Origin of the sequence: Mesorhizobium sp. M0139 (assembly GCF_040322455.1) — a bacterium.
In the GTDB taxonomy this organism is placed as follows: domain Bacteria; phylum Pseudomonadota; class Alphaproteobacteria; order Rhizobiales; family Rhizobiaceae; genus Mesorhizobium.
Window position 1 is genome coordinate 124,445 of record NZ_JAMYTN010000005.1, and the last position, 26,245, is coordinate 150,689.

The window sequence follows — 26,245 nt, forward strand, 5'->3', positions numbered from 1 at the left end:
CGAAACGTCGCTTGCCGTCTGGTCCGCCGGTAGAGGAGGCGTCGGACCATCCTGGTGCGGCAGTTTGCCGGACTGGAGCCCGATCGCGGGCAGCTTTTGCCCCTGATCCTGTGCGGAAACGCTGGTACCGGGCTTGGCCCGTTCCGATCGCGTCGTCGTGTCGAGTCTGTTGTCAATGCCGGACGCTGCGCGGTGTCTCTTCAGAGGCGACGTCTGTGCAGAAATGGCCTCGCCAGCGGGCGCCGGTTGCCCAGTCTGTCCATTCGTCGCGATGCCGTTCCCGCTTGTCCGGACCGTTGAGAAATGCCTGATATCGTGCAGCGCCAGCACCAGTGGCAAATGATCCTGCAGCGATCCTGCATCCGCGTCTCGTCCGGCCACCTCAGCGTCCTTGGATGGTTTGTCCGGGCCACTATCGGCATGTTCTTTTGCGGCCTTGCCGGCAGCGGATTTCGTCCCCGTTTTGCCAGACTGGGTGTGTGGGATTTCGCTTTTGCCGGGACCGGCAGGGCTGCGTTTGGCCCAACGCAGCTCGTGCGACGCGGCCTCAATTGCTCCCTGGCCTATCGGTGTCGGCGCATCGTCGTCGCCGCGCACCATGTCGCCGAAGCTTTTGTCGCCACCTTTGGCGTTTGAGGCCGACTGCTTCGATCCGGCGTGCGCGGGAGCCGGCAGGGCCTGGCCAACATTGGTGGTCATTTCGGGGCTGCTCCAAGCATCTGGTCGATCAAATCGAGTTGGTGACGCGTCCTCGCCATGGCGGCGTCGGTGGGATCGGTAGGCTCTACTGCGGCGGGGGCCGGCACCGATGCCGGCACGACCGGAGCCGCATCGCTGGCCGAGGCGACTGCAGGCGTTTCCGCCGCCTTTGCCTCTGGCGTGCTCGGTGCCTGCGCGGCCGGCTCACTTGCCGCCTTCGGTCGGTCGGTTGCGGGCTGTTCACTCGACGTTGTGGCGGCTGGCTGTTCCGGCATCGCGCCTTCGACCGGCGGCAGCTCTGGCTCGTCGGGTTTTTCCACGGCCGCGGTCTTGACCGGCTCCTGACTGGCCGAGGCAGGTGCGGGCTTTTCGGCAGGCAGCGGCGCCGGCGGGGCGATGACTTCACCCGCCACGGCCTGCGCGGCATCGAGCAGGTCGCGGTCGCTTTGCGAAAGCTGGTTGCGATCGATCTTGTCCAGCTTGGCGCGGACCTCGCCGATGGTGCCGGACGTTACCGTGGACAGGCTGGAATAGAGCTGGGCGCGCGGATCGTCCTGATTGTGGATGCCGTCGCGGCCCCGTTCAGCCCTGGCCGAAGCAAAGGCGGAGAGATCGGCAAAGCCGTCGATCGCGGCGCGGCGGGCGATGCGCAGATAGATCACCTTCTCGCGTTCTGGATCCATCATTGCGGTGATGTCGGCGAGCTTGTCCTGGCTGATCGCCATGTGCAGCGTGATGACGCCGGAGACGAAGGCGTCGGCGAACTGGCTGGCATAGGGCGAATAGAGGTAGTCTTCGACGTATTGGGTTGAGGCAAGCGCGAAACGCGCACCGTCGCCTTGCGCGGCGGCGATGCCGACCGAGCGGCGCAGTGCTGCTTCCTCGACCAGCGTGCCGGGGCTGAGCAGGCGAGCATCGTCGAGCAGCGCAAGCGCGCTGACCGGTTGCTCGGTGGCGAGAAGCGAGCCCTTGACCAGCGCCAGAAAGGCACCGACATCGGGGGGCAGGGTCATCGGATCGATCGGCTTCAGCGCCTCGATCGCAGCCGCCTGCCGGCCGTTCAGATAATCGACAATGCCCTTGGCGATGGTCAGGCTTTGCGGGTCGGTCTTGGCGCGCGACACCGCCGCCTCGACGGTGACGGGGTTGCCGCCACTCATGCCATAGACCAGCAAGGCGCGAAAATTCTTCGGGTCGCTGAAATCATCTGCGTCCGCCGCGCGCAGCCTTGTGTCGGCCATTTCGAGCAGCTTGGCCTGCATCGGCAGCGCGGCGTGATCGCCGGCGGCGATGCGGTCCTGCACAAGCTGCAGCGAGCGCACCAGCTGATAGGGCTGCAAGCCGTCCTCGGCGAAGGCCGATGGCGGATGGACAGCGCTCAGCAGCAGCAGCCCGACGGCGCGGCCGATGATGGCGGCGCGCCTCATCCGTCGGTCGCCATCAGGATTTCGATGCGGCGGTTCGCGGCCGCCATCGGGTCGGCTGCAATTTTCGGCTCGCGATCGGCGAAGCCGGCGACCTCGGTGATGCGGCGCTCGTCGACGCCGCCGCGCACCAGCATGTAATAGGCGGAATGGGCGCGCGCCGTGGACAGCCGCCAATTGTCGTAAGTGTCGCTGCGGAACGGCCGCGCGTCGGTGTGGCCGTTGATGCTGATCGTGCCTTTCTGCTCGTTGACGATGCGGCCGATCTTTTCCATCGCCAGCACCAGTTCACGCCTAGGCACCGCCGATCCGATCTCGAACATGCCGAAATCGAACTGGTCCGTGATCGAAATGACGACACCCTTGTCGGTGGCTTCGACGGAGACGCCATTATGCAATTTGTCGCCTGGCTTGAAGGCCTCGGCCAGTTCCTGCTTGACCTGCGCCGCGGCTCTAACAGTGGCGGCCGTCGGCGCTTTTTCTGCGGTTTCGGGTTTGGGTGCGGGTTGTGCCTCGGCGGCTTCGGCCTTTGCAATTTCGGCCTTCGCTGCTTCAGGCTTGGCCTCTGCTTTGGCTTCAGCCTTGGTCAGCGGCTTATCGGAAACGGATTTCGCCAGCGGCTCGAGCGGCGCCGCGGCCACTGGCGGCGCGGCCGGCACGGCCTTCACCTCCGCCACTTGCGTCTGTGCCGCCTTGTCACCCGGCTTCAGGGGATCGCCTTCGATCTTGGTGCGTTCGGCGGTGGCTTCGGCGCCTGGTGCAGCCACCTGCTGCGACCAGAAATCCGGCGCGAACGGGTCGCGGTAGGATTGGCCGCCGGATGCGCCGGTAGCTGGGCCGGACGCCTGCGCGCCGCCATCGCCCTTCTCGCTGACATTTTGCATGACTCCGGTGTCGGTGGCGATTTCCGACAGCACCGCATAGGGATCGGCAAACAGATGCTCGTCGGAAAGATCGGTCTTCGGCGCCGATTCCTTCGATTGCTTCTTGTCGGAAGTACCGGCGCCGCCGACGCCGTCCTGTCCGGCCTTGCTGGTCTTGTCCCGCGGGTCGTCCGCCGTCAGCCCGACCTTGCTCGGGCCATCGCCGAGGTCTTCGAGGCCCTTGCGGCTGGCGTTGCGATCGACCAGCTTGACCGGATTGAAGTAGCTGGCAACGGCCGCCTTGGTCTGCTCGTTGGCGGCGTTGATCAGCCACATGACGAGGAAGAAGCACATCATGGCGGTCATGAAATCGGCAAAGGCAATCTTCCAGACGCCGCCATGGTGGGCGTCGTCATGGTCGTCGTGATTGCGCCGCACGATGATGATCTCGTGCCTGGCGTTTGCGGCCTCGACAACGCTCATAACGTCCACTCGTTCATAAGAGGGCCCTCGCTCATGATAGGGCCTCCGACAAGGCGGCCGACCATTCGGCAATGCGGGTTTCGAACACCGCCTCGTCAATGGCGACGGTAAGGTCGAAGCCGGGCGCCTCGACGAAATCGAGATTGGCCGCGCGTGGGCCGAGCGAAGCCTTCAGCGTCTCGAACAATGACAGCGGTCCGCGCACGGCGATGCGCACCGCCTCGCTGTCGCCGACGGCTTCGCGGATCGTGCCGGCAAGGGCTTCCAGCGAACGCTTCTGCAGATCGTCGCTGACAAGGCCGCCAATGATGCGCGCAATGGTGGCGCCGACGAGGTCGCTGACCTTGGCCTCCATGATCTCGATACGGGCAGTGACGACCGCGCCGACATCGCCGCCGAAACTTTCCAGAAAGGCCTTTGCTTCATCGGCGTTGGCCTGTCTCTGTGCCTCGAGCGCTGCCTGGTGGGCGATGGCAAGGCGGGCTTCAAGGGCGGCTTCGGCATCGACGACCGCTTCGGCGATCAGCGCGCCGATGTCGGCCTGCGGCGCCGACGTCTCCGGCCTTGGCTCGGCCATGGCCGCGAGCGAGGGCTGGCCGGCACGCTGGCTGCGTGCGCCGAAATCCGGCAAAAGGTCGAAAAGCGCTGCCGAGGCCATGGTCTATACCGCTGCTTCCTGGGCCGCCCATTTGCGCAGGATCTGCGCGGTGCGCTCCTCATTGATGTCCACCATGCGGGCAAGCCGCTCCTGCGGCGCCGGCCTGATCTTCTGGCGAAGATCGTCGAGTGGAGTCGGGCCGGGGCGGCTGCCGGGCAAGGCAGCCGGCGCCGGTTCGGCGCTGGCGGCTTCGGGTGTCGGCAGTGAACGCTGGACGTCGTCGAAGCTCGGACCGGCAAGTGCCGGCGTCGGCCGCGCGCTCAGCGCGGTGGCCATTGGCCTCAGGCCGAAGAAGGCGACCAGGAACACCACGACGATGAACGCGCCGGCATTGATCATCGTACCGGCATGGGTTCCGATCGACGCCATTATGCCCGGCTGCTCGACCGCCTCGCCGTCGAGCCCGTCGATGAACTCGACCGCCGAGACATCGATGATATCGCCGCGCTTGTCGTCGAAGCCGGTGGCCGAAGCCACCATCTTCTGGATGTCGGCAACGCGCTTGGCGATCTGCTCGGGCGTTGCGTCCTTGCCGAGGATGGTCATCAGCCGCTGCTGATTGACGACGACGGCGATCGACATCTTGGTAACGGAATAGCCGTTCGATACTGTGGCGATCTTCTTGGAGTTGATCTCGTAATTGGTGATCTCCTCCTTGCGGTCGTTCGCCGATGACGTCTGCGGACCATCGGTGCTGGTCGCCTGGGTCTCGGGCAGGTTCTGCTCGACGGTGGCCGGGGTCGAGGCCTGCCTCTGATTGCTGTTTTCGTTGGCGCGCACCGACTGCACGGAACGCTCGACGCGCGACTCCGGATCGAAGATTGTCTCTTCGGTCTGGCGGGTGTCGGTATTGACGTCGGCTTTGACGCTGGCGCGGAAATTGTCGGGGCCGAGATAAGGCGTCAGCGCGCGGCGGATGTTGTCGCCGATCTGCGCCTCGACGGTCTGCTCGACGCCGAGCGTGCGGGCAGCACTTGTGTTGGAGGGATCGTCGCCGGCGGCGAGAAGGTTGCCGTTGGAATCGAGCACGGTAACCTTGTCGGCCGACAGGCCCGGCACGGCGGCGGCGACGAGATGGCGGATCGACATGGCGCTCTTTTCGGCGTCGATGCCGGAATAGCGGATGACCACCGAGGCGGAGGGTTGCTGTTCGTCGCGGCGGAAATTGGCGCGCTCGGACATGACGATGTGAACGCGGGCGGCCTTGATGCCGGATATCGACTGGATGGTGCGGGCGATCTCGCCTTCCAGCGCGCGCACGCGGGTGATCTGCTGCATGAAGGAGGTCAGCCCGAGAGAACCGACATTGTCGAACAGTTCGTAGCCGGCATTGGCGCTGGTCGGCAGGCCCTTTTCGGCGAGCAGCATGCGCGCCTGCGCGGTGGTGCCGGCCGGCACCAGCACGGAGGTGCCGTCGGAGCCGACGTCGAAGCCGATGCCGGCTTCGCCGAGCACCAGGCCGATCTGGTTCACGTCGGAGCGATCGAGCCCGACATAGAGCGTCTCATAGGCCGGACGGTTGAGATAGACCGAGCCGATGCCGATGACGGCCATCACCAATGCGGCAATGCCGGCCAGCATGGCAAGGCGCCTGACGCCAAATGCCCTGAGATTCGAGATGATGCTCTGGATCTGTTGCGGCACGATTCAAGCGCTCCCAGCATGATATTCCGTGGGAACACTAGACCGCGAAGCTTGTGCGAAGATGATAGAGCATGTCGCCCGGAAGTGTGCAGCGGTTCCGGGTCAACGACATGCGTCAAAACACACCCATACAGGAAAGGGCCGCGCTGTTGGCGCGGCCCTTATTCAAGGAAGAGAAAGCCGGGTCAGGCTTACTGCTTGAACAGCGCCAGGATCGACTGCGAGTTGCCGTTGGCGATCGACAGCGACTGGATGCCGAGCTGCTGCTGGACCTGGAGGGCCTGCAGCCGCGTGGATTCCTTGTTCATGTCGGCGTCGACCAGAGCGCCGACGCCCTTGTCGATCGAGTCCGACAGGTTCGACAGGAAGCTCTTCTGGGTGTCGATGCGCGACTTGGCGGCGCCGAGATAGGCGGCACCCGTGGACAGCTTGGCAAGCGCCGTTTCAACGGCGCCGAGTGCGGTGTCGATGGCCGCCGGGAGGACCTGGGTGGTGCTGGGATCGAAGAAGGTCGTCGCCAGCAGAGCGCCGACGATGCCGCCAGTGCCAGGAAGATCGAGAACCTGCGTGTCGGCCGCCTTGACGTCGATGGTGTCGATGGCGACGGTCGTGCCGGTGCGGTTATAGGACGCGACGATCTTCAGGTCGGAGGTCGCAGCAGCGTCGTTCTGCAGCAGGTTCGAGCCGGCATAGGAGGCGTTGGTAACCGACGACTTGATCTGGTCCTGGATGGCCTTGATTTCGGTCGCGATCTTCTGCTGGTCGTCCTTGCTGGCGCTGCGTGCAGTGACCAGCTTGGCCTTGATCAGGTCGACCTGGTCCTTGATGTCGGTGATGGCGGTGTAGGCGGTATCGACCTTGCCGGCGCCGAGGCCAAGCGCGTCCTGAACGGCCGAAAGCGCCTTGTTGTCGGACTTCATCGTGGTGGCGATCGACCAGTAGGCGGCGTTGTCGCTGGCGGTGGCGACGCGGTAGCCGGTCGAAATGCGTGACTGGGTGGTTTCAAGCTGCTTGTTGGTGTTGTTCAGGCTCTGCAGCGCGGTCAGAGCCGAAGCGTTCGTCATGATGCTAGCCAAGATATTTACCCCTTTTCAAACACTGGCGTGTCCCGAACACGCCGGATCAACTTCATCAAGGGGGTAGGCATAAGCCCATCGACCGTATGGTCTGCCCGCCATGGAATGGTTAACCATGACTACCGGGATATGGTTAACGTCCTCTTAAACCAAGCCATTCAGGGCGCTGGCCAAGAGCAAAAATCGGCAGCCATTTAGCAAGACAATCAACAGCCGCAAAAAGAAATCGGGCCGCGCTGTTGGCGCGGCCCGACGGATGGTGTCAGTCGTAATGTCGAGAGATCAGCCGCGGAAGAGCGACAGGATCGACTGCGAGTTGCCGTTGGCGATCGACAGCGCCTGGATGCCGAGCTGCTGCTGGACCTGGAGGGCCTGCAGACGGGTCGATTCCTTATTCATGTCGGCGTCGACCAGAGCGCCGACGCCCTTGTCGATCGAGTCCGACAGGTTCGACAGGAAGCTCTTCTGGGTGTCAATGCGCGACTTGGCGGCGCCGAGCGAGGCAGCGCCGGTGGACAGCTTGGCAAGCGCGGTTTCAACAGTGCCGAGCGCGGTGTCGATGGCGGCGGGGGTAACCGCCGTGGTGCTCGGGTCGAAGAAGGCAGCGGCGAGCAGGCCGCCGACGATACCGCCCGTGCCGGCGACGTCGAGAACCTGCGTATCGGCAGCCTTGACGTCGATGGTGTCGATGGTGACGGTCGCGCCGGTACGGTTGTAAGCGGCAACGATCTTCAGGTCGGACGCAGCGGCAGCGTCGTTCTGCAGCAGGTTCGAGCCGGCGAAGTTGGCGTTGGCGACCGAGGACTTGATCTGCGCCTGGATGGCGTTGATTTCGGTCGCGATCTTCTGCTGGTCTTCCTTCGAGGCGCTACGGGCAGTGACCAGCTTGGTCTTGATCAGGTCGACCTGGTCCTTGACGTCGTTGATGGCGGTGTAGGCGGTGTCAACCTTGCCGGCGCCGAGGCCGAGGGCGTCCTGCACGGCCGAGTTGGCCTTGTTGTCGGACTTCATCGAGGTCGCGATCGACCAGTAAGCGGCGTTGTCGGAAGCGGTGGCAACGCGGTAGCCGGTCGAGATGCGGGCCTGCGTCTGCTCGAGGGATTTGTTGGTGTTGTTCAGGCTCTGCAGCGCGGTCAGCGCCGAGGCGTTCGTCATGATACTGGACATGGCTACTCGTACCTTGATTTTTACAGGGTGTTTTTGACATACCGGCTTTTCCGGTATGACGGAGCGGCATCATGCCAATGATCGTGAGACCCGATCACCCGCCATCTGCGAGCAATATGCGGGCAAGTCCCTACCAAAGGGCTAAACGGGACGGTTAACCGGAAATATATTGCATAAAACTTTAGCAAGGCGCCAACGGCGCGCGGACGATCAGGTGAAGGAGCGCACCAGGCTGCCGACAAGCAGGTTCCAGCCGTCGATGAGGACGAAGAACAGGATCTTGAAGGGCAGCGAAACGACGGTCGGCGGCAGCATCATCATGCCCATGGCCATGGTGATGGTGGCGACGATCAGGTCGATGACGAGGAACGGCAGCACGATCAGGAAGCCGATCTCGAAGCCGCGGCGGATTTCGGAGATCATGAAGGCCGGCACCAGGATGCGCAGGTCGACGCTGTCCTTGGCAACCACCTGGCCTCGCTCGCGGGCTAGGTCGGCGAACAGGTCGAAGTCCTTGTCGCGGACATTGTGCAGCATGAAGGTGCGGAACGGGTCCGAAATCTTTTCGAACGCCTCGGTCTGGCTGATCTGGTTGTCCATCAGCGGCTTGACGCCGGTGTTCCAGGCCTGGTCGAAGGTCGGCGCCATGACGTAGAAGGTCATGAACAGCGACAGCGAGATCAGGATCAGATTGGCCGGCGTCGACTGCAGGCCGATGCCGGCGCGCAGGATCGAGAAGGCGATGACGAAGCGGGTGAAGCTCGTCACCATGATCAACAGGCCCGGCGCCACCGACAGCACGGTGAGCAGACCGAACATCTGGATGATATAGCCGACGGTGGCGCCGTCGGCCTTGCCGATGCCGCCGAGATCGAGCTGCTGGGCGGCGGCGACAGAGGTGGCGGCGACGACGATCGCGGCGGCGAGGACGAGTTTTCTCATTCGAGCAGCAATGTCCTGATCAGAACCTGTTTGGCATGGCCACCGCTGCGGATTGCGGCGCGCTCCTCGAGGTCGGCTTTCAAATGCTGGTAGCCGCTGGCGCCTTCGATCTGATGCATCTTCAGGGTGCGGACCATGGCAAGCAGGTCCTGGTGAATGCTTTCGGTAAGTTCCGGCGGCTGCGGCGCATCGTAGACCACCGACGCTTCCAGCCTTATCCAGGTGTCAGCAGGCGAAGCCAGATTGGTGGTGATCGGCGCCAGCTGGACAAGCGTCGGCCCGGTGCCGGGAGCATGTTCGGCCGCCTTGCTCGGTTGCTCGGCATTGGACTGGTTCTCCGGTGCGGCGGGCACAGGCACCGGTCCCCCGACGCCCTTCAGATAGCCGCCGGACATCCAGCCCATGCCAATCGCGGCGCCCGTCACCGCCAGCAGCATCGCAAGCTGGATGACAAGCGACGGGCCCTTTTTTTGCTGAACCTGTTCGACATTTGCCACGGCGCCGTTCTCCAGTCCTAAAAGGGGAGGACTTGGTCGAGGATCTGCTGACCGTAAGCGGGCTGCTGGATTTCGCTGACGCGGCCGCGGCCGCCATAGGAGATGCGCGCCTCGGCGATGCGTTCATAAGAGATGGTGTTTTCAGCGCCGATATCGGATGGACGCACCATGCCGGCGATGGTCAGCACCCTGAGCTCGTAATTGACGCGCACTTCCTGCGAGCCGCGGATCATCAAATTGCCGTTGGGCAGGACTTCGGTGACGACGGCGGCGACGTTGAGCTCGAGGTTCTCCGAGCGCTTGATTTCGCCGTCCGCATTGGTTTCGGTGGTGGAACTCAAGCCGGCGTCGCCCTTGCCGCTGGTGGTGGCACCTTCCCATCCGAGGTTGACGTCATAGCCGAGCTTGCGACCGGCGGTGCGGCTGCGGTCGTTCTGGTTCTTGAAGTTGGCCTTGTCGTTGAGCTTGATCCTGACGGTGAGGATGTCGCCGTCGCGCAGCGCGCGTGGGTCGGTGAACAACCGGCTCTGGCGATCATCCCACAGCGAGAATTTCTTCACCGGCGCGGCTGGCGTTTCGGGATAGGAGTAGGGCGCATTGACGCTGCCGGTGATGCCGGTGCCAACCGGCGACAGCGCCGGCTCCCTGCCGATCTCCCTGGGGTCGGAGGCGCAGCCGGCAAGTGAAGCCGTGGCGACCAGGGCGAGAATATGCGACTTCATGACGGATCTACCCTTCGGGCCGCGCTGGCCATGATGCCGGTGAGTGTGGCCGCTGCCTTCTGGTCCATCTCGTTGAGAATGACGCCGGCTTTGCGCGAATCGAGTTTCATCAGGATGGCGGCGGCGAGATCGGCGTTGACCATGGCCAGGCGCTCGGCCGCGGCATCCGGTTTCATGCCGGCATAGATCTTGACGACGCCATCCTCGGCGCGGGCCAGGAAGACTTCACGCCGCTTCAGCCATTGCTCGTATTCGGCGCGCTTGTCGTCCAGCGCCTTCATGCGGAGGTCGATGCCGGCCTGCAGCTGCTTCAGCTCTTCGGCCTGCAGCGCGTAACGGCGGTCGCGGGCGGCGTCGGCGATGTTGGAGCAGAAGCGCTGGATCTCGCTTTCATCGGGCACCTTCTCGCGGACCAGCTGCTGCACTGCCGCCGGCTGTTGCCCGCCAGGCAGAACCTGCCGCACCGCTTCTTCCGCGCGGACAGTGCCGCCGGCAAGGACGGTGGCGGCGATGACGCAAGCTGCCAAGGCTGCGCTGCGTCGGTGCTGCTTTTGGGAAAAGAAATCGATCATCGGCATGGCCTATTGGAGAACCAGATCGGCCTGCAAAGCGCCGGCCGACTTGATGGCTTGCAAAATGGCAATGATGCCGTCCGGCTTGACGCCGAGACGGTTGAGGCCCGACACCAGCGTTTCGAGGTTCGGTCCGTCGAGCACATTGACGCGGGCGTCAGGCCGCGTGGCATCGATGGTGGTGAAGGGTTCCTCCGCTGTCACGCCCTTGGAGAACGGTTCCGGCTGGACGATCTTCGGCTGTTCGGTGATGCGCACGGTGAGCGTGCCGTGGCTGATCGCCACCCGCGAGATCTTGACCTCGTTGCCGATGACGATGGTGCCGGTGCGTTCGTCGATGACGACGCGTGCCGGCGTGTCGGTCTCGACCACCAAATTCTCGATCTCGGCGTAGAAGCGCGCCGCCGAAACATTCTTCGGCCGCCTGATCTGCACGGTACGTGCATCGCGCTCCGCCGCCACGCGCATGCCGAAGCGTTGCGAGGTGTAGCCGTTGATGGCGTCGGCGATGCGAACGGCAGTGGAGAAATCGGGGTTGCGCAATTGCAAGGTGAGCAGCGCCTGGTCCTCGAATTCGGCGCGCACCGTGCGCTCGACGATGGCGCCGTTGGGCACGCGGCCGGCCGTCGGCACGCCCTGCGTCAGCTTTTCGGCATCGCCCTGGGCAGTGAAGCCGGAAACGATGACCGAGCCTTGCCCGACAGCATAGATTTCGCCATCGGCCGCCTTCAGTGGCGTCATTATCAGCGTGCCGCCGGCAAGCGATGTGGCGTCGCCCATCGAGGAGACGTCGATGTCGATGCGGGCGCCCGACTGCACGTAAGGCGGCATGTTGGCGGTGACGATGACGGCGGCGACGTTCTTGGCCCGCGCGCTGCCGCCTTCGGTGGCGATGCCGAGATTTTCGAGCATGGCGCGGATCGACTGTTCGGTGAAGGGCGAATTGCGCAGGCTGTCGCCCGATCCGGCGAGGCCGATGACGAGGCCGTAGCCGACGAGCTGGTTGTCGCGCGAAGCCTGCAGCTGCGCAATGTCCTTGATGCGCGATGCGACCTGGCCGGGTGGCAGAGAGCTTGGGCCGTTGGAGACCCTGAACATGCGGTTGGTGGTGGCCGGATCATATTCGGGATCGACAAAGGCGCCGCCATTCTGGCCGGCAAGATCGCGCTTTTGCTTCGGCGTAAGACCGTCGGCCAGCGCCGGCTGCAGGCCGACAACGGTCGCGAGCAGAAGGGCAGCTCCGCGTCTCATGACGCGCTGACCCGGACGGTGCCGTCCGCCATCACCGTGCCGGAAAAGATCTTGCCGCTGTCTGTGTTGCGGACCTTGATCAAATCGCCGGCGGCACCCGGCTGCAGCGACACCGCCGTAGCCGAAATGGTGAGGTCGCCGGCGATGAAATAGACCTGCACGGCGGCGCCCTGTTCGACCAGCCAGGCGTCGCGGATGGCGGCGGCCGGGATGTAGCGGCCGGGCAGCAGCGTGCGCTTGGCGACCTTGCCCTGGAGTTCCATGGCCTGCGTGGCGACCGCATCCGGCCTGTGCTTTCCGGGGAGCAGCGTCACCGGTTTCAGCACGCCGGTGTCGATCATCTCGCCGGGATAAATGACCCGGTTGGGGATCAGAACGATCTCGCCGGTTGCCTGACTGCTCGCGACGTGGGTGCTGGTCTGCTGGTCTGCGCTCTCCTGGGCAAACGCCGGCACACCGCCGGCTACCAGCGCGAGCATCAGCGCGGTGCGGCAAAGCGCGGAGCGGGAGGCCGGAGAGAGCATCAAACCTTACCTGATGTTCTTGGACACGACGGAGGCCATGTCGTCGGCGGCCTGGATGACCTTGGAGTTCATCTCATAGGCGCGCTGCGCCGAGATCAGCTCGGTGATTTCCTTGACAGGATCGACGTTGGAGGCCTCGAGATAACCCTGCTCGACCGAGGCGAAGCCGGGATCGCCGGGCACGCCGACATTGGCCGGGCCCGAGGCCGGCGTTTCCTGGAACAGATTATCGCCGAGCGGCGCCAGGCCGGCTTCATTGGCGAAGTTGGCGAGTTGCAGCTGGCCGAGCAGCTGGAGGTCGGTCTGGCCGTCGATGCGGGCAAAGACCTGGCCGGTCTTGTTGACCACGACTTCGATGGCATCGGTCGGCACGGTGATGGCCGGGATGACATTGGCGCCGTCGACGGTCACCAGCTGGCCGGTGGCGTTGGTGTTGAAGGCGCCGGCGCGGCTGTAGAGTGTGCCGCCGTCGGCGCCCTCGATCTGGAACCAGCCTCGGCCGGTCAGCGCCATGTCGAAACTGTTGCCGGTCGAGGTCAGTTCGCCCTGGGTATGGACGTTGCGCACCGCCGTCGTTTTGACGCCAAGGCCAATCGACACGCCTTCCGGCACCAGCGATGAATTGGAGCGGTTGGGCACGCCCTGCGTGCGGTCGACCTGGTAGAGCAGGTCGGAGAATTCGGCGCGCGCGCGCTTGTAGCCGGTGGTGTTGATGTTGGCGATGTTGTTGGCGATCACTTCCAGATTGGTCTGCTGGGCATTCATGCCGGTCGCTGCGATGGCGAGTGCTTTCACGGCAAGTCTCCTCAGATGCCCATACGGCTGATTTCGAGATAGGCGGAGACGACCTTGTCGCGGATGGCGATCGTGGTCTGCAGGGCCTGCTGGGCGCTCATGACGGCGTCGACGACCTGACGGGTATCGGCGTCGCCCTTGAGCGCCTGGATCGAGACCTGCTCGGCGTTGTGCAAGGTGTTGACGGTCTTTGAAGCAGCCTGGCTCAGCGCTTCGGCGAAGGTGGCGCCGATTTCGCTGCCGGCCATCGGCGCCCTGGTGCCCTGGAACAGGTCGGTCGTGGTATCGGCGCCACCGATCTCCGGCTTGAGGGGAAGCGATCCGATACCGCCAATGCCGCTGATCATTACTGGTTCCTCATCAGGTCGATGGTCATGGAGATCAGATCACGCGCCTGCTTGATGACCTGAAGGTTGGCTTCGTAGGAGCGGTTGGCCTCGCTCATGTCGGCCATCTCGACCAGCACGTTGACATTGGGCATCTTGACGTAGCCCTTGTCGTCGGCGGCCTCGTTGCCGGGCTGGAATTCGACGGGAAAGTCGCTGGGGTCGCGGTCGATGGAGTTGACCTCAACTGTCGTGCCACCGGAGGCACGGTCGAGTTCCGAGACGAAACTGATGGTCTTGCGGCGATAGGGGTCAGCGCCCGGGGTGTTGCCGGTCGACTGCGCGTTGGCGAGATTTTCCGAGACGACGCGCAAGCGGTCCGACTGGGCGCTGAGGCCGGACGCGGCGATCTTGAGGGCTGAGGTCAAGGCGTCCATGGTCAGCTCTTCACCGCCATCATCATCATCGAATGGAAGGCCTTGACGATCGCGGTGTTGAGTTCAAACGAGCGGCGGACCTCGCCGGCCTTCATCAGTTCGTTCTCGACCACGACCGTGTTCTTCGAGGGCATGATGGCGCCGGTCGTCTCTTCTGGCTTGACCGTGAAGCCGGCATTAGTGGCGGCAGTGCCGAGGTGGCCTGCCTGGGTGGCGGTCAGCGACACTGCCGTGCGGTCGAGCACCTTCTCAAACGGCTCGACATCGCCGGCGGTGTAGCCCGGCGTGTTGACGTTGGCGATGTTGCCGGCAATGGCCGACTGGCGCACCGACAGCCATTGCGACTGCTTGGCGGCGAGATCGAAAAGATTGACGGGCTCCATGGGGATCTCCGGGCTGGTACGTACAAGACTAGGCTGCCAGTCTTGCGCGGACCTTGCGCGGCTCGGGGGTAAATCCGGTGTGCCGCTATTTGGAGAGTTCGATCACCTGGTCGGTGCTGGTGACCATGACCCACTTGCCGCCCCGTTGCTCGATCGACGAGACGACGCTGGTATCGGGCAGCTTCGAGCCGCGCTGGACGATCCACAGGCCGGCATCGTCCTCGATCATGGCGCGGCCATTGGCGACATGAACCATGCGAAATTTGGCGTCCGCCGGGAAGGGCTGCTCGTCGACGCCGGGAGGCTGGGTCTTGTCCTCGGGGTCCTGCAGCGTGCCGGTGGCGAACAGGTCGACATCGGGAACATCGTTTGCCGTCAGCGGCTGACCGCTGTTCTCCATCTGCGAGCCGCCGCTGACCCGCCCTGCATTGGTGCCGCTGCCGCCGAACTTGATCGCCTGCACGCCGAACTGGTCCTGATTGAAGAAGATATACCAGGGAAACAGCGCGCAGATCAGGCCAAGCGTGATGCCGAGCGCGGCAAAGACGATATCGCTGCGGCGGTCGGATTTCTTGTCGAGCCTGGGATATTGCGGCCTTGGCGGCTGCGGCCATTCGGTGACCGGGAACAGCCCGTCGAGAAGCGAGTCACGACTGGTCTCGATCGCTTCTTTGGGGCCGGCGCGAGGGGTCCTTGGCAATTCAGGCTTGACGACGCTGGGCAAGGCAGGCTCGGCCAAGCGAGGCACAGTGGACTCGACTACGCTGGCTACCCTGGGCAAGAATGGCCTGGCGGCCCTGGCCAGAATGGCCTCAGCCTTGGCGGCCTTGTCGAGATCGGCCTTTGCCCTGACAGCTCTCGCTTCGTTGGCCCGGGCTTCCTCGGCGGCACTGGCCTCTGCGATCATCTCGCGCAAAAGCCGCTCGGTGTACTGAAGCTCAGTCTCCTGCATCGACACTTTGCTTGCCTTTCAGATGACGGGCGAGGTCGGAGAATGCGTCGCTCGAGGCGCGATCCCTGGGCGACTGCGTCAGCGCCTCGTAGATCAGCGGCACCTGGCGCACGGCAATATCGAGCTCGGCATCGGCGCCGCCCTGATAGGCGCCGAGCAGGCGGATGTCGCGCGTGTCCTCGAAGCGCGAGATCATCGACTTCAGCCTGGTCACCAGCATGCGTTGCTCGGGGCTCCATGCCTTGTCGGCGAGGCGCGAGATCGACGACAGCGGATTGACCGGGGGGTAGCGGCCCTGTTCGGCAATGGCGCGGTCGAGCACGACATGGCCGTCGAGAATGCCGCGTACCGAATCGGCGACCGGGTCGTTGTGGTCGTCGCCGTCGACCAGCACCGAGATGATGGCAGTGATTGATCCCTGTCCTTTGATACCGGGGCCTTCAGCGCCCGGGCCAGCGCGTTCGAGCAGCTTGGGCAGGTCGGTGAAAACCGAAGCGGGATAGCCGCGGGCGACCGGCGGCTCGCCGGTGCCGGTCGCTACCTCGCGCAGCGCATGGGCAAAGCGGGTAATCGAATCCAGCACCAGCAGCACGCGATGGCCCTGGTCGCGAAAATGTTCGGCAACGCGCATGGCGGTATCCGGCGCGCGCCGGCGCATCATGGCGCTCTCGTCGCTGGTAGCGACGACGGCGACCGTCTTGGCCATGCTCTCTGCGCCGATCGTGTCTTCGAGGAATTCGCGTACCTCGCGGCCGCGCTCGCCGATCAGCGCCACGACCACGGTGTCGAAGGCGTCGGCGCCGGCCAGCATGGCGAGCAGCGTCGACTTGCCGACGCCGGAACCGGCAAAGACGCCGAGGCGCTGGCCGAGGCAGAGCGGCGTGAAGATGTCGATGACCTTGACCCCGGTCGTGAAGGCGGTGCCGACGCGCTGCCGCGCCATGGCGCCGGGCGTTGTGCCGTCGCCGCTCGCAGCCTCGCCGATCCTGATCAGCGGCGGGCCGCCGTCGATGACGCGGGTCAGCGCGTCGATGGCGCGCCCACGCCACGAAGCATGCGGCGTTACCGTCAGCGGGCCGCGGCGAAACACGGCGTCGCCGATGCCGGCGTCGGCGCTGCGTTCGAAAGGGGCGATGACGACTTCGTCGCGGCCGATCCTGACGATCTCGCCGCGGCGCGTGCCGGCATTGCCGCGCTGTTCGACGAGGTCGCCAAGCCTGGCGACTTCAGACAGGCCGCGCACCTTGTAATGCGTTGGCGAAACCTCCGAAACACGGCCGCCGCGCCGCAGCAACGTCTCGGTGTCATCGAAGCGGCGCCAGATCCGCTCCAGCGCAGCCAGCCGGTTTTCCGGTGCTGTCTCCGGTTGCCGTTCAAGCGCGCGTATCGATGATTTGCTGCTCGACATGCTGCTACGACTTGGAGCCGAGCGTCTTGATGGCGTCGTCGGTCGAGGCATCGGTCTGGCGCATCAGCGCCGCCGTGTTCTCGAAGGCGCGCTGGACCATGATCAGGCGCGTCATCTCCAGCACCGGATTGACGTTGGATTCCTCGACATAGCCCTGCGCGACGCCGAGATCGGAACGGTCGGTGACCGGCTCCGGCGCACGCGCGGGCACGATGCCAGAATTGCCGTAGCGGACGAAATTCGGGCCGGGATCGAAATTGAACAGGCCGATGGCGCCGACGAGCTTGTCGCCCTGGCGCAGCGAGCCGTCGGCGCCCGCCTTGGGTGGGCCGTCGCGCGGGTCGAGCTGGATCGGCGCACCGCCGGCGTCGAGCACCGGATGGCCTTCGAGCGACATCAACTCGCCGTTCTCGTTCATCGAAAAGCGTCCGTCGCGCGTCATCACGGTGCCGGCCGGGGTGTCGATGCCGAACCAGGCATCGCCCTGGACGGCGAAGTCGAACGGGTTGCCGGTCTGCGTCATCGCGCCATGCGCGCCGGACAAATAGGTCTTGCCGGAGGAGGCGAAGGACACCGATTTGGGGCCGCTGCCGGAGACGACATCCTCGAACTTCACGCCGGTGGCGCGAAAGCCGATGGTCGAGGCGTTGGCGACATTATCGGCGATGGTGTCGAGACGGCGCTCAAGCGCGATCTGCGAGGAAAGGGCGACGTAAAGGCTGTCCTGCATGGTGTTCTCAGAATCTCAGTTTCTGCATGGCCATCATCAGATCGGTCGAGATGCCGACGGTGGTCGGCTGCGCAAACAGCACACCGATCGATGTCTGGGCGGTCGAGGTCGGATGATTGATTTCCCAAAGGCTGGTGAAGCGGGTGAGGAATTTCTCGAGCTTGGCCGGGTCGGTGAAATCGGTGAGGTCGAGCTTTGCCTCGAAGGCCTGCGCCTGCTTGTCGATATCTGCGGCAGCGAAGGAATCGGGCAGGCCGATGGCGGTGCGTACCACGCTGGCCAGGGCCGTGTCGGCCAGCACGTCGTACCAGTTGGTGATGGTCGAGGCCTTGCGCTCGAAATAGAGCGCCAACCGCACGCCCTCATTGGTCTTGCCGGCGTCTTCTTCCAAGGTCTGGCGCATGTATTTGTCGACCACCGGCTGCTGCGACGGGCTGCGGGTCGTTGCCGCTTCGCCGTAGGCCTCGAAATTCAACGAGGTGGCGAGCCTGGCATAGGCCTTGTTGGAGAGCTTGTTGGCGACACTGGCGGGATCGCGGACACCGCCCTCAAGGACATCACGGACGAGATCCTTGTTGGTGGTCGCCGGATCGAGCCCGCTTGCGGACAGAGCATAGTTATAAAGGCGGCTGTCGGCCATCAGGTCGTCGACCGATTTCACCTTGGTGATGTTGGCGAGGTAGTAGCTGGTCTCGGCCTGGACGGCGTCCGCATTCGGCTTGATGAGGCCAAGACTGGACTCGGTCGTGTAGAGCTTCGGCGTGGTCTTCAGCACCGCTTCGCGCGTGATCGTCTGATCGCCATACTGGGCAAAATCAAAGGCGCTGACGAAGTTGGCGTAGCTCTTGTCGGTCAACAGGTTGGCGGGACTCAACGGATCGGTGACGCCGCCATTGACCATGGTGCGGATCTGCTTCGTCGTCTGGGTCGATGCATCAAGCCCATAGGCAGCCATGGCGAAGGTCAGCAGGCGCTTGTCCTTCAGCAGGTCTTCGATGGACTTCACCTTGGAGATGTTGGCTGCGTAGTAGTCGGCCTCGCCCTTGATGTATTGCGCGGTCGGCTTGACGAGCAACAGTCCGGTTCCGCCGATCACAGCCTTCGGCACCGCCTGCTGGACGGCGTCGCGCGCCGTAGCCTGGTCGCCATATTGGGCAAAGTCGAAAGCCGCGACGAAAGCCGCATAGCCCTTGTTTGTCGACGTGTTTGCGGGGCTGTTCGGGTCGGTGACGCCGCCTTCCAGCATGGCCCGCACGGTCGCAGCCGGCTCGGCGTCGGCGTCCAGGCCGAACGCGGCCATCGCATAGGTGAGCAGGCGATCGTTGCCCATCAGGTCGTCGATCGATTTTACGTTGGAAATGTTGCTCAGGTAGTACGAGGTTTCGCCCTTGTAGTAGGTGAAGCCGTTCTGCGAAGGGCCGACCGAGACCTGGAGACCATAATTGTTGGTCACGCCCTGCTGTGCCGAATTGTAGCTCGTGGCATTAGCGCCAAGTGCGGCGAAATTGAAGGCCGACACGAACTCGGCATAACGCTTGTCGCTCAGTTTGTTGGCGAAGCTGTCGGAATCCGACACCCCTTCCTTCAGGGCTTTGACCATGAAGGCCTTGGCGTAAGCCATGTCGCCGAGACCGAAGGCTTTCATGGCATATTTGAACAGCCGGTCGTTCTTGACGAAATCGTCGATCGATTTCACGCTGCCGATGTTCGCGAGATAGTAGTCGGTGTCGCGCTTGGTGATCGGCTCCGCCTCGATGCGGTCGATCGCCTTGGGGATGTCCCTGGCGATGAGCTGGTAGCTGGTAAAAGTGCTCAACACGACATGCCTCCGGTCGCAGCTTCAAAAGCAAGACTATGCGGACTTGCTTGCGCGAGGCTGAATCGCCTCACCTTGCATGATTCAAGCCTCACACAAGGCACGGGGGCTATCGGTTAGGCCTGACGTGATGCGGAAGGATCTGGCGTGGGCATTCTGATCGGACTTGTGGTGACGCTCGGCTGTGTTCTCGGCGGCTTCATGGCGATGGGCGGCCATCTGCATGTGCTGATGCAGCCTTGGGAAGCGGTGGTCATCTGTGGCGCCGCACTTGGAACCTTTCTCGTCGCCAACCCGATGAAGACGGTCAAGGACACCGGCAGGGGTATCCTCGAAGCGTTCAAGCAGGCGGTGCCGAAAGAGCGCGACTATCTGGAGACGCTGGGCGTGCTGCACAGCCTGATGCGCGAACTGCGCTCGAAGTCGCGCAGCGAGGTCGAGGCGCATATCGACAATCCGGAGGAGTCGGCAATCTTCCAGGCGTTCCCGACCGTGCTCAAGAACCACGACCTGACGAATTTCATCTGCGACTACTGCCGCATCATCATCATCGGCAATGCCCGCTCGCATGAGATCGAGGCGCTGATGGACGAGGAAATCCAGACCATCAAGTCCGACAAGATGAAGGCTTACCATGCGCTGGTGGCGGTGGGCGATGGTCTGCCGGCGCTCGGCATCGTCGCCGCCGTGCTCGGCGTGGTCAAGGCGATGGGCGCGCTCGACCAGTCGCCCGAAATCCTCGGCGGCCTGATCGGCGCTGCCCTTGTCGGAACCTTCCTCGGCATCTTCCTGTCCTATGCGGTGGTCGGGCCGGTCGCCACCAAGATCAAGACGGTGCGCGAGAAGAAGAACCGCCTCTATATCATCGTCAAGCAGACGCTGCTTGCCTACATGAACGGCGCCCTGCCGCAGGTGGCGATCGAGTTCGGTCGCAAGACCATCTCGTCCTATGAGCGGCCGACGATCGATGCCGTCGAGCAAAGCACGATGAACACAGCTTCCGCCGAGAAGAAAGCGGCTTGAGCCATGCATGACGACAGACAGGACCGCACGCCGTCATGACAAGTCCTGGCAGCCCCTCGCAAGCCCGCTCGCTGATCATTGAGCGTCTGGTCGGTGACAGCGGTGAGGCCGCTCATGTCATCGGCACCGGGCGCTCGATGGGCGAGCGCGCCCTGCCGCTGCTGCAGAAGAGCCTGGCCGGCGAACTCGGCGCACCGGTCACCGTCGACCTGCGCGCGGTCGAGATCAGCCGTGTTCCCGATGCCCGCACGAATGCCGGCGATGCCTTTGCCATGGCCATCATAGCATCGCCGACGTCTTCGGATGCGATGACGCTGGTGGCTGATGCGCCGGCCATCGCCGTGATGGTGTGCGCGCTGTTCGGCGGCGATCCGGATCAGCCGGTTTCCCCGATCGAGCGCGCTCTGTCGCAGATCGAGACCGATGTCGCGACCACGGTCTTCCAGGAAGTTGCGCAGGCGTTGAACGGATCGGGCCGGCGCTCGCTCGAGCTGCGGCTGCCGGTGCCGCGGGCGCTTTCGGGCAGCGAAGCCAAGCGTCGCGTGCTGCGCGATGGCGCGGCGGTGCGCATCGTCTTCGGCATCTCGACGCCGACCGACAGCGGAACGGTCACGGTGATGATCCCGCAGCGCATTCTGCTTGCCACACGCGGTATCGCCGATGTCCACGACAGCGAAGGCACGACCTCCGACTGGCGGGCACGTTTTTCCGAAGAAGTGATGCGCTCGACGGTGACGCTCGAAGCGACCATGCCGCTGGCCCGCCTGACGCTCGGCGATCTCGCCGGTTTCGAGCCAGGCCAGGTCATCGAGTTCGAGGAAACCGCGCAGTCGCAGGCCAAGCTGAGCGCGCGCGACAAGACGCTGTTTGTCTGCGAGTTCGGTAAACTCGGGCAGAACTACACCGTCCGGATCAGGCATCCTTACGATGCCGGTCAGGATTTTATCGATGGGCTCATGCCGGGCTGACGCCGGGCAAGCCCAAGCATTTGGAGACGACTGATGGCCAAGACCAAGGTGGAAGCCAATATCGACCAGCCGGACGAACAGCTCGACCGCGCCATCGAGGAATTGCGCGGCGTCCTCCAGGAGGAGGAAAAGCGCCCCGACGCCGCCTTGCGGGCTGCCACGTCCGGCGCCAATTCCAACATCATCATGAGCATCCCGGTCGATGTGCAGATCATCCTCGGCAGTACGGAAATGCCGGTGTCGGACCTGATGGCGCTGCAGAAGGGCTCGACGGTGGCGCTCAACCGGCGCATCGGCGAACCGGTCGATGTCGTGGTCAACGGCCGCAAGATCGCGCGCGGCGAGATCACCGTGCTGGAAAGCGATCCGTCGCGCTTTGGCATCAGGCTGACCGAAATTATCGCGGCGACCAAGGGCGCTTGAGCAATGAATGACATGCGGTCTCAGCAGGAGCGGATGCCATGACGACGCCGGTGACGCTCACGCGCCCGCAAAAGGCCGCCGCCATCCTGGTGGCGATGGGCAAACCTTCGGCCAGCCGGCTGCTGAAATTCTTCAAGCAAGAAGAACTGAAGGCACTGATCGAAGGGGCGCGGCTGCTGCGCACCATTCCGCAAAGCGACCTCGAACGCATCGTTGCCGAATTCGAGGCCGAGTTCACCGAAGGTGCGGGCCTGCTCGATTCCGCCGACCGGATGGACACGATCCTCAATGAATCGCTGTCGCCCGAAGAGATGAGCGCCATCATGGGCGACAAGCGCTTCGAGGTTGCGCCGGAAGGGCCACCGCCGATCTGGCCGGAGCTGGAAAAGCTCGAACCGACGCGTCTGGGCACATTCCTTGCCGCCGAGCATCCCCAGACCGCGGCCATGGTGCTGTCGAAGCTTGCGCCGCAAGCCGCCGCCAACATTTTGCTGACCATGGAAAAGCCGATGCGCAGCGAGATCATCAAGCGCATGGTGACGATGGCGACCATTCCGGACGCGGCCACCAGGATCATCGAGAACCAGCTGCGCGCCAGCGTGCTGGCGCAGACCGCGACCAAGGATATCTCGGCGGGACAGGCGCGCGTCGCCAGTATGCTCAACGAGATGGACAAGCCTCAGTTGGAAGAGGTCATGCAGGATCTGGAAGAGGCCGGCACGCCGGACCTCGGCGGTGTTCGCTCCAGGTTGTTTGCCTTCGACGATCTGCCGCTTTTGACGCAGAAGGCGAGGGTACTCCTTTTCGACGGGCTGTCGACCGAACTGATCACGCTGGCGCTGCGCGGTGCGGCGCCCGCATTGACGGAATCGGTGCTGTCGGCGATCGGCGCACGGTCGCGGCGCATGATCGAGTCCGAGCTCGGCCAGGGCTCGGAAGGCATTCAGCTTGCCGACATCATGACGGCGCGCAAGAACATCGCGGTGGCGACAATCCGGCTTTCGCGCGAGGGGGCTTTCGAACTGCCCTCATCGCAGCAGAGCGAAGCGGCTTAACGCCGAGCGCTGAATGGCTGAAGCGGCGGACAAAGACTCCAAAACCGAAGACGCGACCGAAAAGAAGATCCGCGACACCGTCGAACAGGGCAAGCTGCCCCATTCGCGAGAGGCCGCACTTCTGGCGTCCTTCATCGCCATACTGGTGTTCACCGTCTTCTACGCCAAGGACGCGGTCGTTGATCTCGGCATGTTCCTGTCGATGTTCCTGGAAAAGCCCGAGGCGTGGCCGATGGACACCGAGACCGACGTCATCGCGCTCTACAAGACCGTGATGATGGAAATAGGCAACGCCGTCGTCAGCCTGCTGGTGCTGCTGGTGGTGGCCGGCATCGGCGCCTCGGTGCTGCAGAACATGCCGCAAGTCGTCGGCGAGCGGATCCGGCCGCAACTGTCGCGCATCTCGATAGCCAAAGGCTGGACCAGGATGTTCGGCATTCAGGGCTGGGTCGAGTTCCTGAAATCGCTGGGCAAGCTCGGCTTCGCCAGCATCGTGCTCTACTTCACGCTATCGCAGGACTACCGCCAGCTCCTGGCCGGCATGATCACCAACCCCGTCGCTTTCGGCCTCGTCATCAAAAGCATCACCGTCGACATATTGGTGGCGATCGTCTTCGTCATGGGGCTGATCGCGGCGGTCGACGTCGTCTGGTCGCGCTTCCACTGGAAGCAGGATCTGCGGATGACCAAGCAGGAGGTCAAGGACGAGTTCAAGCAGTCCGAGGGCGACCCGATCATCAAGTCGCGGCTGCGCTCGCTGGCGCGCGACCGGGCGCGCAAGCGGATGATGACGGCGGTGCCGCGCGCGACGCTGATCATCGCCAATCCGACGCACTTTTCCATCGCGCTCAGATATGTCCGCGACGAGGATTCAGCACCCATGGTGCTGGCCAAGGGCCAGGACCTTGTGGCGCTCAAGATTCGCGAGATTGCCAAGGAGCACAACATCCCGATCTTCGAGGACGTGGCGCTCGCCCGCTCCATGTACAAGCAAGTTTCGGTTGATAGCGTGATCCCGTCGCAATTCTACCAGGCCGTCGCCGAACTGGTGCGGATCGTCTACTCCAAAAAGGCTGAGCGGAGACAAATTTGATGAACCGCCAACCGCACGCAAAATCCCGCGAACTCATCGTCGCCAAGGCCATCGAGCAGGTGGTCGACGAGTTGCGGCTGATCGACGTCGCCGACTACATCGCCTTCATCCGGCTCGAGCATTTCGCTTGCCTGTCGGATCTGGTGGATTCGGCTGTGGAGCTTTTTTTCCTCCCAGGCACGCTCAGGCTCGGCCATGGCGGAGAGGCACATGTCGACTGGAGCGGCAGCCCGCGCATCGTGCTCGATCTCGAGCTTCGGCCGCCGGGCGTCACCGTCTATTTCCAGCTGACGCTGAGCGAGGAGAGGTCTTCGGTCGCGGTCAACTATGTGTCGTTCGAAAAGCCCGGGGAAGACCCCGAGCACAACACCGCTTTGCTGGAGACGGTGATCGAAGAGGCGCGAATCCGCAGGACCGAGCCGCTCGCCTATCGCTGATCTTTTGTCTTACTCCAACTGCCAGACGCGATCACTCGATCAGCCCCAGCCGCAGCGCCTTGGCCACCGCCTGGTTGCGGTTGACCGCGTTGAGCTTCTGCGTCGACTGGGTGAGATACTGGTTGGCGGTGTGGACCGACAGCTTCAACAGCCTGGCGATCTCTTCGCTGGTGTTGCCGTTGGCGGTCAGCTTCAGGCACTCCAGTTCACGCTTGGAGATCGACCGCATCCGGCCGGCATCGTTCGGACGAATGCGGGCGACGGCGGCGAACAGCGAAAAACAGCGGGCGTGGATTTCGTAGAGCGTGTCCTCCGGCAAAGCGATCGTCGAGCCGAGGAACACCACCAGCCCGCAATGGCCGCGATCGGCATGGACGGGAAAGCCAATGCCGTTGGTGCCCGGCGCCAGCGGCTCCGTCCGCTCCGCCCAGGCGAGGTTCTTGAAGACGGCGTCCGAGCCGGCGATGCCGTCATCGGCCCACCAGCGCGGCGCTGTCGAGGCGCCGCTGTGGCGAACCATCTCCTCACCGTTGGCGCCGGCAATGAATTTGGTTGTCACCGCGGTGGCGGGATAGTCGGAATCGAAGCTCGGCACCAGGCGCGCCCGTTCCGGCGAGGGGCTGACGAAGTAGAGGCCAAACGCCGACGCGTTGATGTCGACGGCGATCCAGCGGCAGCGGCGCACCGCGTCCGGGATGGTAACGGCATGGTGCGTCTCGGAACCGATGGAGAAGGCGCCGAACGGATTGCGCTGCTCGTTGAAAAGGGCTTCGGCCGCCGCCTTGATGTCAGCATGTTTCAAATGATGCCGCTCCTGATCGCCGTGGCGATGGCCATCGCGCGGTTCGACGCCGCGAATTTCTGGATGGCGTGGGTGATGTAGCTGTTGACGGTGTTGGACGAGACCCCGAGGATCACTGCGACCTCATCGGTGGTTTTGCCTTCAGACACCCAGAACAGGCATTCGCGCTCGCGGTCGGACAGCGGGTCCTGCATGGCGACGGCGGCGATCAATTGCGGGATGGCGGACAGCGCGTAACAGCACTTCAACTGAGCCTTCATCAGCGCCGGCTGGTCGATACTGCCGGCCTCGGCCGCCGAGAAAAGCGCAAACAGCCGCTGGCGGCCGACATTGAGCCGCAGTGAATAGACTTCGGCATGTCCAAGCACGTCGAGCAGGCGCGCCTCTTCGCCTGTGAGCAGTCCGCCGGCGTCGGGTGCCGCGGCGGCGACCAGGGGCCTCGGGCGGATGCCAGGTGCAACGGTCAGCGGTCCCTGGGCAAGGCCGGCGATCAGCCGCTTGCCGATCAGTTCAATGGCGTCGAAGATCCAGTTGGATGAGACGATGCGGGCGTCGTTGCGGTCCTGGTCGTGGACGATGGCGACGAGCATGTAGCTGTCGGCGCCGATCTCGGCGGCAAGCTGCATGAAAAAGGAGGTGAGATCGCCGCGCGATTCGAGGCGCGAGCCTAACGTATCGGATTGGAGAAGCGCGGCGGAACTGCTCATTGGATGCTTTGGTTGTATGTCATGGCCGGAGTCTTTTCTTGAGCCCGGACGCTGGGGTTAGCAGCGGCCGAACTTGAAGACGCATCACGTTTACGAAGCACTCACACGGCGCGGCGGTCGCGCTGATCGCCGAATCCATTCAGGGAACGCGAAGCCGTCCGCGTCTGGTGCCGGTCATTGGCCGGAACTTGAGACTTTGGGTGGTCGCCGCGCCCCCCAAGGACCGGCTGATTCGGGTCTAATCTACCCGCAGATGAATCCGACATCAAACGCGATTTGACAAAATCAATATTATTGGACTCAAGCGACTCAGGGGCTGCTTTCGCGGCCTTTTCCGCCGCAAAAGGCCTGAAACGCCGACACGAAAA

At 63.8% G+C, this 26,245-nt stretch carries 29 protein-coding genes; 7 read left to right on the top strand and 22 right to left on the bottom strand.

Translation table 11 applies throughout. The features are described 5' to 3' along the window. Positions 1 to 315: 315 nt before the first annotated feature. Entirely contained in the window at positions 316 to 636 is a 321-nt protein-coding gene (locus NKJ58_RS10025; RefSeq protein ID WP_352560387.1) for a hypothetical protein, read from the top strand. 59 nt (positions 637 to 695) lie between these two features. Here NKJ58_RS10025 and NKJ58_RS10030 read toward each other — a convergent pair whose 3' ends face one another. The 20 genes from NKJ58_RS10030 to NKJ58_RS10125 all read right to left on the bottom strand — a co-directional run bounded on the left by NKJ58_RS10030 (position 696) and on the right by NKJ58_RS10125 (position 19,372). Continuing rightward, positions 696 to 2,126, bottom strand: a complete 1,431-nt coding sequence (locus tag NKJ58_RS10030) for a MotC family chemotaxis protein (RefSeq protein ID WP_023804745.1) — start codon at positions 2,124 to 2,126, stop codon at positions 696 to 698. Continuing rightward, entirely contained in the window at positions 2,123 to 3,469 is a 1,347-nt protein-coding gene (locus NKJ58_RS10035; RefSeq protein ID WP_352853051.1) for a MotB family protein, read from the bottom strand. The genes NKJ58_RS10030 and NKJ58_RS10035 overlap by 4 nt, the downstream gene beginning before the upstream one ends. A 31-nt stretch (positions 3,470 to 3,500) precedes the next feature. Further along, positions 3,501 to 4,127: a hypothetical protein gene (locus NKJ58_RS10040; protein WP_352853052.1), complete on the bottom strand. Its 627-nt coding sequence runs from the start codon at positions 4,125 to 4,127 to the stop codon at positions 3,501 to 3,503. A 3-nt stretch (positions 4,128 to 4,130) separates the two neighbouring features. Continuing rightward, a complete protein-coding gene (gene fliF / locus NKJ58_RS10045) occupies positions 4,131 to 5,771 on the bottom strand; it encodes a flagellar basal-body MS-ring/collar protein FliF (RefSeq protein ID WP_023695749.1) in 1,641 nt (546 codons plus the stop codon). A 191-nt stretch (positions 5,772 to 5,962) separates the two neighbouring features. After that, positions 5,963 to 6,847 (bottom strand): flagellin N-terminal helical domain-containing protein, encoded by an 885-nt coding sequence (locus NKJ58_RS10050; protein WP_023683302.1) that lies wholly within the window; start codon positions 6,845 to 6,847, stop codon positions 5,963 to 5,965. A 282-nt stretch (positions 6,848 to 7,129) separates the two neighbouring features. Beyond that, positions 7,130 to 8,014: a flagellin N-terminal helical domain-containing protein gene (locus NKJ58_RS10055; protein ID WP_023683303.1), complete on the bottom strand. Its 885-nt coding sequence runs from the start codon at positions 8,012 to 8,014 to the stop codon at positions 7,130 to 7,132. 210 nt (positions 8,015 to 8,224) lie between these two features. Further along, positions 8,225 to 8,956, bottom strand: a complete 732-nt coding sequence (gene fliP, locus NKJ58_RS10060; protein ID WP_352853054.1) for a flagellar type III secretion system pore protein FliP — start codon at positions 8,954 to 8,956, stop codon at positions 8,225 to 8,227. After that, positions 8,953 to 9,453: a flagellar basal body-associated FliL family protein gene (locus tag NKJ58_RS10065; protein ID WP_023673655.1), complete on the bottom strand. Its 501-nt coding sequence runs from the start codon at positions 9,451 to 9,453 to the stop codon at positions 8,953 to 8,955. Before NKJ58_RS10065 ends, fliP begins: the two co-directional genes overlap by 4 nt. A gap of 17 nt (positions 9,454 to 9,470) precedes the next feature. Next, positions 9,471 to 10,175 (bottom strand): flagellar basal body L-ring protein FlgH, encoded by a 705-nt coding sequence (gene flgH / locus NKJ58_RS10070; protein WP_023691727.1) that lies wholly within the window; start codon positions 10,173 to 10,175, stop codon positions 9,471 to 9,473. After that, positions 10,172 to 10,753 carry a MotE family protein gene (locus NKJ58_RS10075; protein WP_027049841.1) on the bottom strand — a complete coding sequence of 194 codons (582 nt, stop codon included), beginning with the start codon at positions 10,751 to 10,753 and terminating at the stop codon, positions 10,172 to 10,174. Before NKJ58_RS10075 ends, flgH begins: the two co-directional genes overlap by 4 nt. Positions 10,754 to 10,756: 3 nt before the next feature. Next, complete coding sequence (locus NKJ58_RS10080) at positions 10,757 to 11,998, bottom strand: flagellar basal body P-ring protein FlgI (protein WP_023695751.1); 1,242 nt, start codon at positions 11,996 to 11,998, stop codon at positions 10,757 to 10,759. Continuing rightward, on the bottom strand, positions 11,995 to 12,522 hold the full coding sequence (gene flgA, locus NKJ58_RS10085) for a flagellar basal body P-ring formation chaperone FlgA (RefSeq protein ID WP_023686344.1): 528 nt from the start codon (positions 12,520 to 12,522) through the stop codon (positions 11,995 to 11,997). The genes NKJ58_RS10080 and flgA overlap by 4 nt, the downstream gene beginning before the upstream one ends. Before the next feature lie 6 nt (positions 12,523 to 12,528). Beyond that, a complete protein-coding gene (flgG, locus tag NKJ58_RS10090; RefSeq protein WP_023686343.1) occupies positions 12,529 to 13,317 on the bottom strand; it encodes a flagellar basal-body rod protein FlgG in 789 nt (262 codons plus the stop codon). Between the two features lie 11 nt (positions 13,318 to 13,328). Continuing rightward, a complete protein-coding gene (fliE, locus tag NKJ58_RS10095; protein WP_023686342.1) occupies positions 13,329 to 13,664 on the bottom strand; it encodes a flagellar hook-basal body complex protein FliE in 336 nt (111 codons plus the stop codon). Next, positions 13,664 to 14,080 (bottom strand): flagellar basal body rod protein FlgC, encoded by a 417-nt coding sequence (flgC, locus tag NKJ58_RS10100; RefSeq protein WP_023686341.1) that lies wholly within the window; start codon positions 14,078 to 14,080, stop codon positions 13,664 to 13,666. Before flgC ends, fliE begins: the two co-directional genes overlap by 1 nt. Positions 14,081 to 14,082: 2 nt before the next feature. Next, a complete protein-coding gene (gene flgB / locus NKJ58_RS10105; protein ID WP_023683310.1) occupies positions 14,083 to 14,463 on the bottom strand; it encodes a flagellar basal body rod protein FlgB in 381 nt (126 codons plus the stop codon). 85 nt (positions 14,464 to 14,548) lie between these two features. Further along, positions 14,549 to 15,415 (bottom strand): hypothetical protein, encoded by an 867-nt coding sequence (locus NKJ58_RS10110; RefSeq protein WP_023673646.1) that lies wholly within the window; start codon positions 15,413 to 15,415, stop codon positions 14,549 to 14,551. After that, positions 15,402 to 16,823, bottom strand: a complete 1,422-nt coding sequence (fliI, locus tag NKJ58_RS10115) for a flagellar protein export ATPase FliI (protein ID WP_023710976.1) — start codon at positions 16,821 to 16,823, stop codon at positions 15,402 to 15,404. The genes NKJ58_RS10110 and fliI overlap by 14 nt, the downstream gene beginning before the upstream one ends. A 4-nt stretch (positions 16,824 to 16,827) precedes the next feature. Beyond that, a complete protein-coding gene (gene flgF / locus NKJ58_RS10120) occupies positions 16,828 to 17,553 on the bottom strand; it encodes a flagellar basal-body rod protein FlgF (RefSeq protein ID WP_023671749.1) in 726 nt (241 codons plus the stop codon). A 7-nt stretch (positions 17,554 to 17,560) separates the two neighbouring features. Next, on the bottom strand, positions 17,561 to 19,372 hold the full coding sequence (locus tag NKJ58_RS10125) for a DUF1217 domain-containing protein (RefSeq protein ID WP_352853055.1): 1,812 nt from the start codon (positions 19,370 to 19,372) through the stop codon (positions 17,561 to 17,563). A 144-nt stretch (positions 19,373 to 19,516) separates the two neighbouring features. On the opposite strand from NKJ58_RS10125, the gene motA reads away from it, so the two are divergent. The 6 genes from motA to NKJ58_RS10155 are packed head-to-tail and all read left to right on the top strand — an operon-like array spanning position 19,517 to position 24,368. Beyond that, positions 19,517 to 20,392 (top strand): flagellar motor stator protein MotA, encoded by an 876-nt coding sequence (gene motA, locus NKJ58_RS10130; RefSeq protein WP_023671751.1) that lies wholly within the window; start codon positions 19,517 to 19,519, stop codon positions 20,390 to 20,392. A gap of 35 nt (positions 20,393 to 20,427) precedes the next feature. Continuing rightward, a complete protein-coding gene (locus NKJ58_RS10135; protein ID WP_023683478.1) occupies positions 20,428 to 21,360 on the top strand; it encodes a FliM/FliN family flagellar motor switch protein in 933 nt (310 codons plus the stop codon). Between the two features lie 33 nt (positions 21,361 to 21,393). Further along, the gene (gene fliN / locus NKJ58_RS10140; RefSeq protein WP_023683477.1) at positions 21,394 to 21,783 is read left to right on the top strand and encodes a flagellar motor switch protein FliN; all 390 of its coding nucleotides are present in this window, start codon (positions 21,394 to 21,396) and stop codon (positions 21,781 to 21,783) included. A gap of 38 nt (positions 21,784 to 21,821) precedes the next feature. Further along, on the top strand, positions 21,822 to 22,838 hold the full coding sequence (locus NKJ58_RS10145; RefSeq protein WP_023683476.1) for a flagellar motor switch protein FliG: 1,017 nt from the start codon (positions 21,822 to 21,824) through the stop codon (positions 22,836 to 22,838). A 13-nt stretch (positions 22,839 to 22,851) separates the two neighbouring features. Beyond that, positions 22,852 to 23,931 (top strand): flagellar biosynthesis protein FlhB, encoded by a 1,080-nt coding sequence (gene flhB, locus NKJ58_RS10150; RefSeq protein ID WP_352853056.1) that lies wholly within the window; start codon positions 22,852 to 22,854, stop codon positions 23,929 to 23,931. Continuing rightward, a complete protein-coding gene (locus tag NKJ58_RS10155; protein WP_023671756.1) occupies positions 23,931 to 24,368 on the top strand; it encodes a BspJ family T4SS effector nucleomodulin in 438 nt (145 codons plus the stop codon). Before flhB ends, NKJ58_RS10155 begins: the two co-directional genes overlap by 1 nt. A 31-nt stretch (positions 24,369 to 24,399) precedes the next feature. Here NKJ58_RS10155 and NKJ58_RS10160 read toward each other — a convergent pair whose 3' ends face one another. Together NKJ58_RS10160 and NKJ58_RS10165 are read right to left on the bottom strand one after the other, a co-directional pair. After that, positions 24,400 to 25,170, bottom strand: coding sequence for a helix-turn-helix transcriptional regulator (locus NKJ58_RS10160; protein ID WP_023683474.1), 771 nt, complete (start codon positions 25,168 to 25,170; stop codon positions 24,400 to 24,402). Next, positions 25,167 to 25,877 carry a helix-turn-helix transcriptional regulator gene (locus tag NKJ58_RS10165; protein ID WP_023683473.1) on the bottom strand — a complete coding sequence of 237 codons (711 nt, stop codon included), beginning with the start codon at positions 25,875 to 25,877 and terminating at the stop codon, positions 25,167 to 25,169. The genes NKJ58_RS10160 and NKJ58_RS10165 overlap by 4 nt, the downstream gene beginning before the upstream one ends. Between the last annotated feature and the right edge of the window lie 368 nt (positions 25,878 to 26,245).

Bases quoted from the DNA above. Each gene is read 5' to 3' on its own strand.
- NKJ58_RS10030 (WP_023804745.1), bottom strand. From the start codon at position 2,126: ATGAGGCGCGCCGCCATCATCGGCCGCGCCGTCGGGCTGCTGCTGCTG.
- NKJ58_RS10035 (WP_352853051.1), bottom strand. From the start codon at position 3,469: ATGAGCGTTGTCGAGGCCGCAAACGCCAGGCACGAGATCATCATCGTG.
- NKJ58_RS10040 (WP_352853052.1), bottom strand. From the start codon at position 4,127: ATGGCCTCGGCAGCGCTTTTCGACCTTTTGCCGGATTTCGGCGCACGC.
- NKJ58_RS10055 (WP_023683303.1), bottom strand. From the start codon at position 8,014: ATGTCCAGTATCATGACGAACGCCTCGGCGCTGACCGCGCTGCAGAGC.
- fliP (WP_352853054.1), bottom strand. From the start codon at position 8,956: ATGAGAAAACTCGTCCTCGCCGCCGCGATCGTCGTCGCCGCCACCTCT.
- flgH (WP_023691727.1), bottom strand. From the start codon at position 10,175: ATGAAGTCGCATATTCTCGCCCTGGTCGCCACGGCTTCACTTGCCGGC.
- NKJ58_RS10075 (WP_027049841.1), bottom strand. From the start codon at position 10,753: ATGCCGATGATCGATTTCTTTTCCCAAAAGCAGCACCGACGCAGCGCA.
- NKJ58_RS10080 (WP_023695751.1), bottom strand. From the start codon at position 11,998: ATGAGACGCGGAGCTGCCCTTCTGCTCGCGACCGTTGTCGGCCTGCAG.
- flgA (WP_023686344.1), bottom strand. From the start codon at position 12,522: ATGCTCTCTCCGGCCTCCCGCTCCGCGCTTTGCCGCACCGCGCTGATG.
- fliE (WP_023686342.1), bottom strand. From the start codon at position 13,664: ATGATCAGCGGCATTGGCGGTATCGGATCGCTTCCCCTCAAGCCGGAG.
- flgC (WP_023686341.1), bottom strand. From the start codon at position 14,080: ATGGACGCCTTGACCTCAGCCCTCAAGATCGCCGCGTCCGGCCTCAGC.
- flgB (WP_023683310.1), bottom strand. From the start codon at position 14,463: ATGGAGCCCGTCAATCTTTTCGATCTCGCCGCCAAGCAGTCGCAATGG.
- NKJ58_RS10110 (WP_023673646.1), bottom strand. From the start codon at position 15,415: ATGCAGGAGACTGAGCTTCAGTACACCGAGCGGCTTTTGCGCGAGATG.
- fliI (WP_023710976.1), bottom strand. From the start codon at position 16,823: ATGTCGAGCAGCAAATCATCGATACGCGCGCTTGAACGGCAACCGGAG.
- flgF (WP_023671749.1), bottom strand. From the start codon at position 17,553: ATGCAGGACAGCCTTTACGTCGCCCTTTCCTCGCAGATCGCGCTTGAG.
- NKJ58_RS10135 (WP_023683478.1), top strand. From the start codon at position 20,428: ATGACAAGTCCTGGCAGCCCCTCGCAAGCCCGCTCGCTGATCATTGAG.
- fliN (WP_023683477.1), top strand. From the start codon at position 21,394: ATGGCCAAGACCAAGGTGGAAGCCAATATCGACCAGCCGGACGAACAG.
- NKJ58_RS10145 (WP_023683476.1), top strand. From the start codon at position 21,822: ATGACGACGCCGGTGACGCTCACGCGCCCGCAAAAGGCCGCCGCCATC.
- flhB (WP_352853056.1), top strand. From the start codon at position 22,852: ATGGCTGAAGCGGCGGACAAAGACTCCAAAACCGAAGACGCGACCGAA.
- NKJ58_RS10155 (WP_023671756.1), top strand. From the start codon at position 23,931: ATGAACCGCCAACCGCACGCAAAATCCCGCGAACTCATCGTCGCCAAG.
- NKJ58_RS10165 (WP_023683473.1), bottom strand. From the start codon at position 25,877: ATGAGCAGTTCCGCCGCGCTTCTCCAATCCGATACGTTAGGCTCGCGC.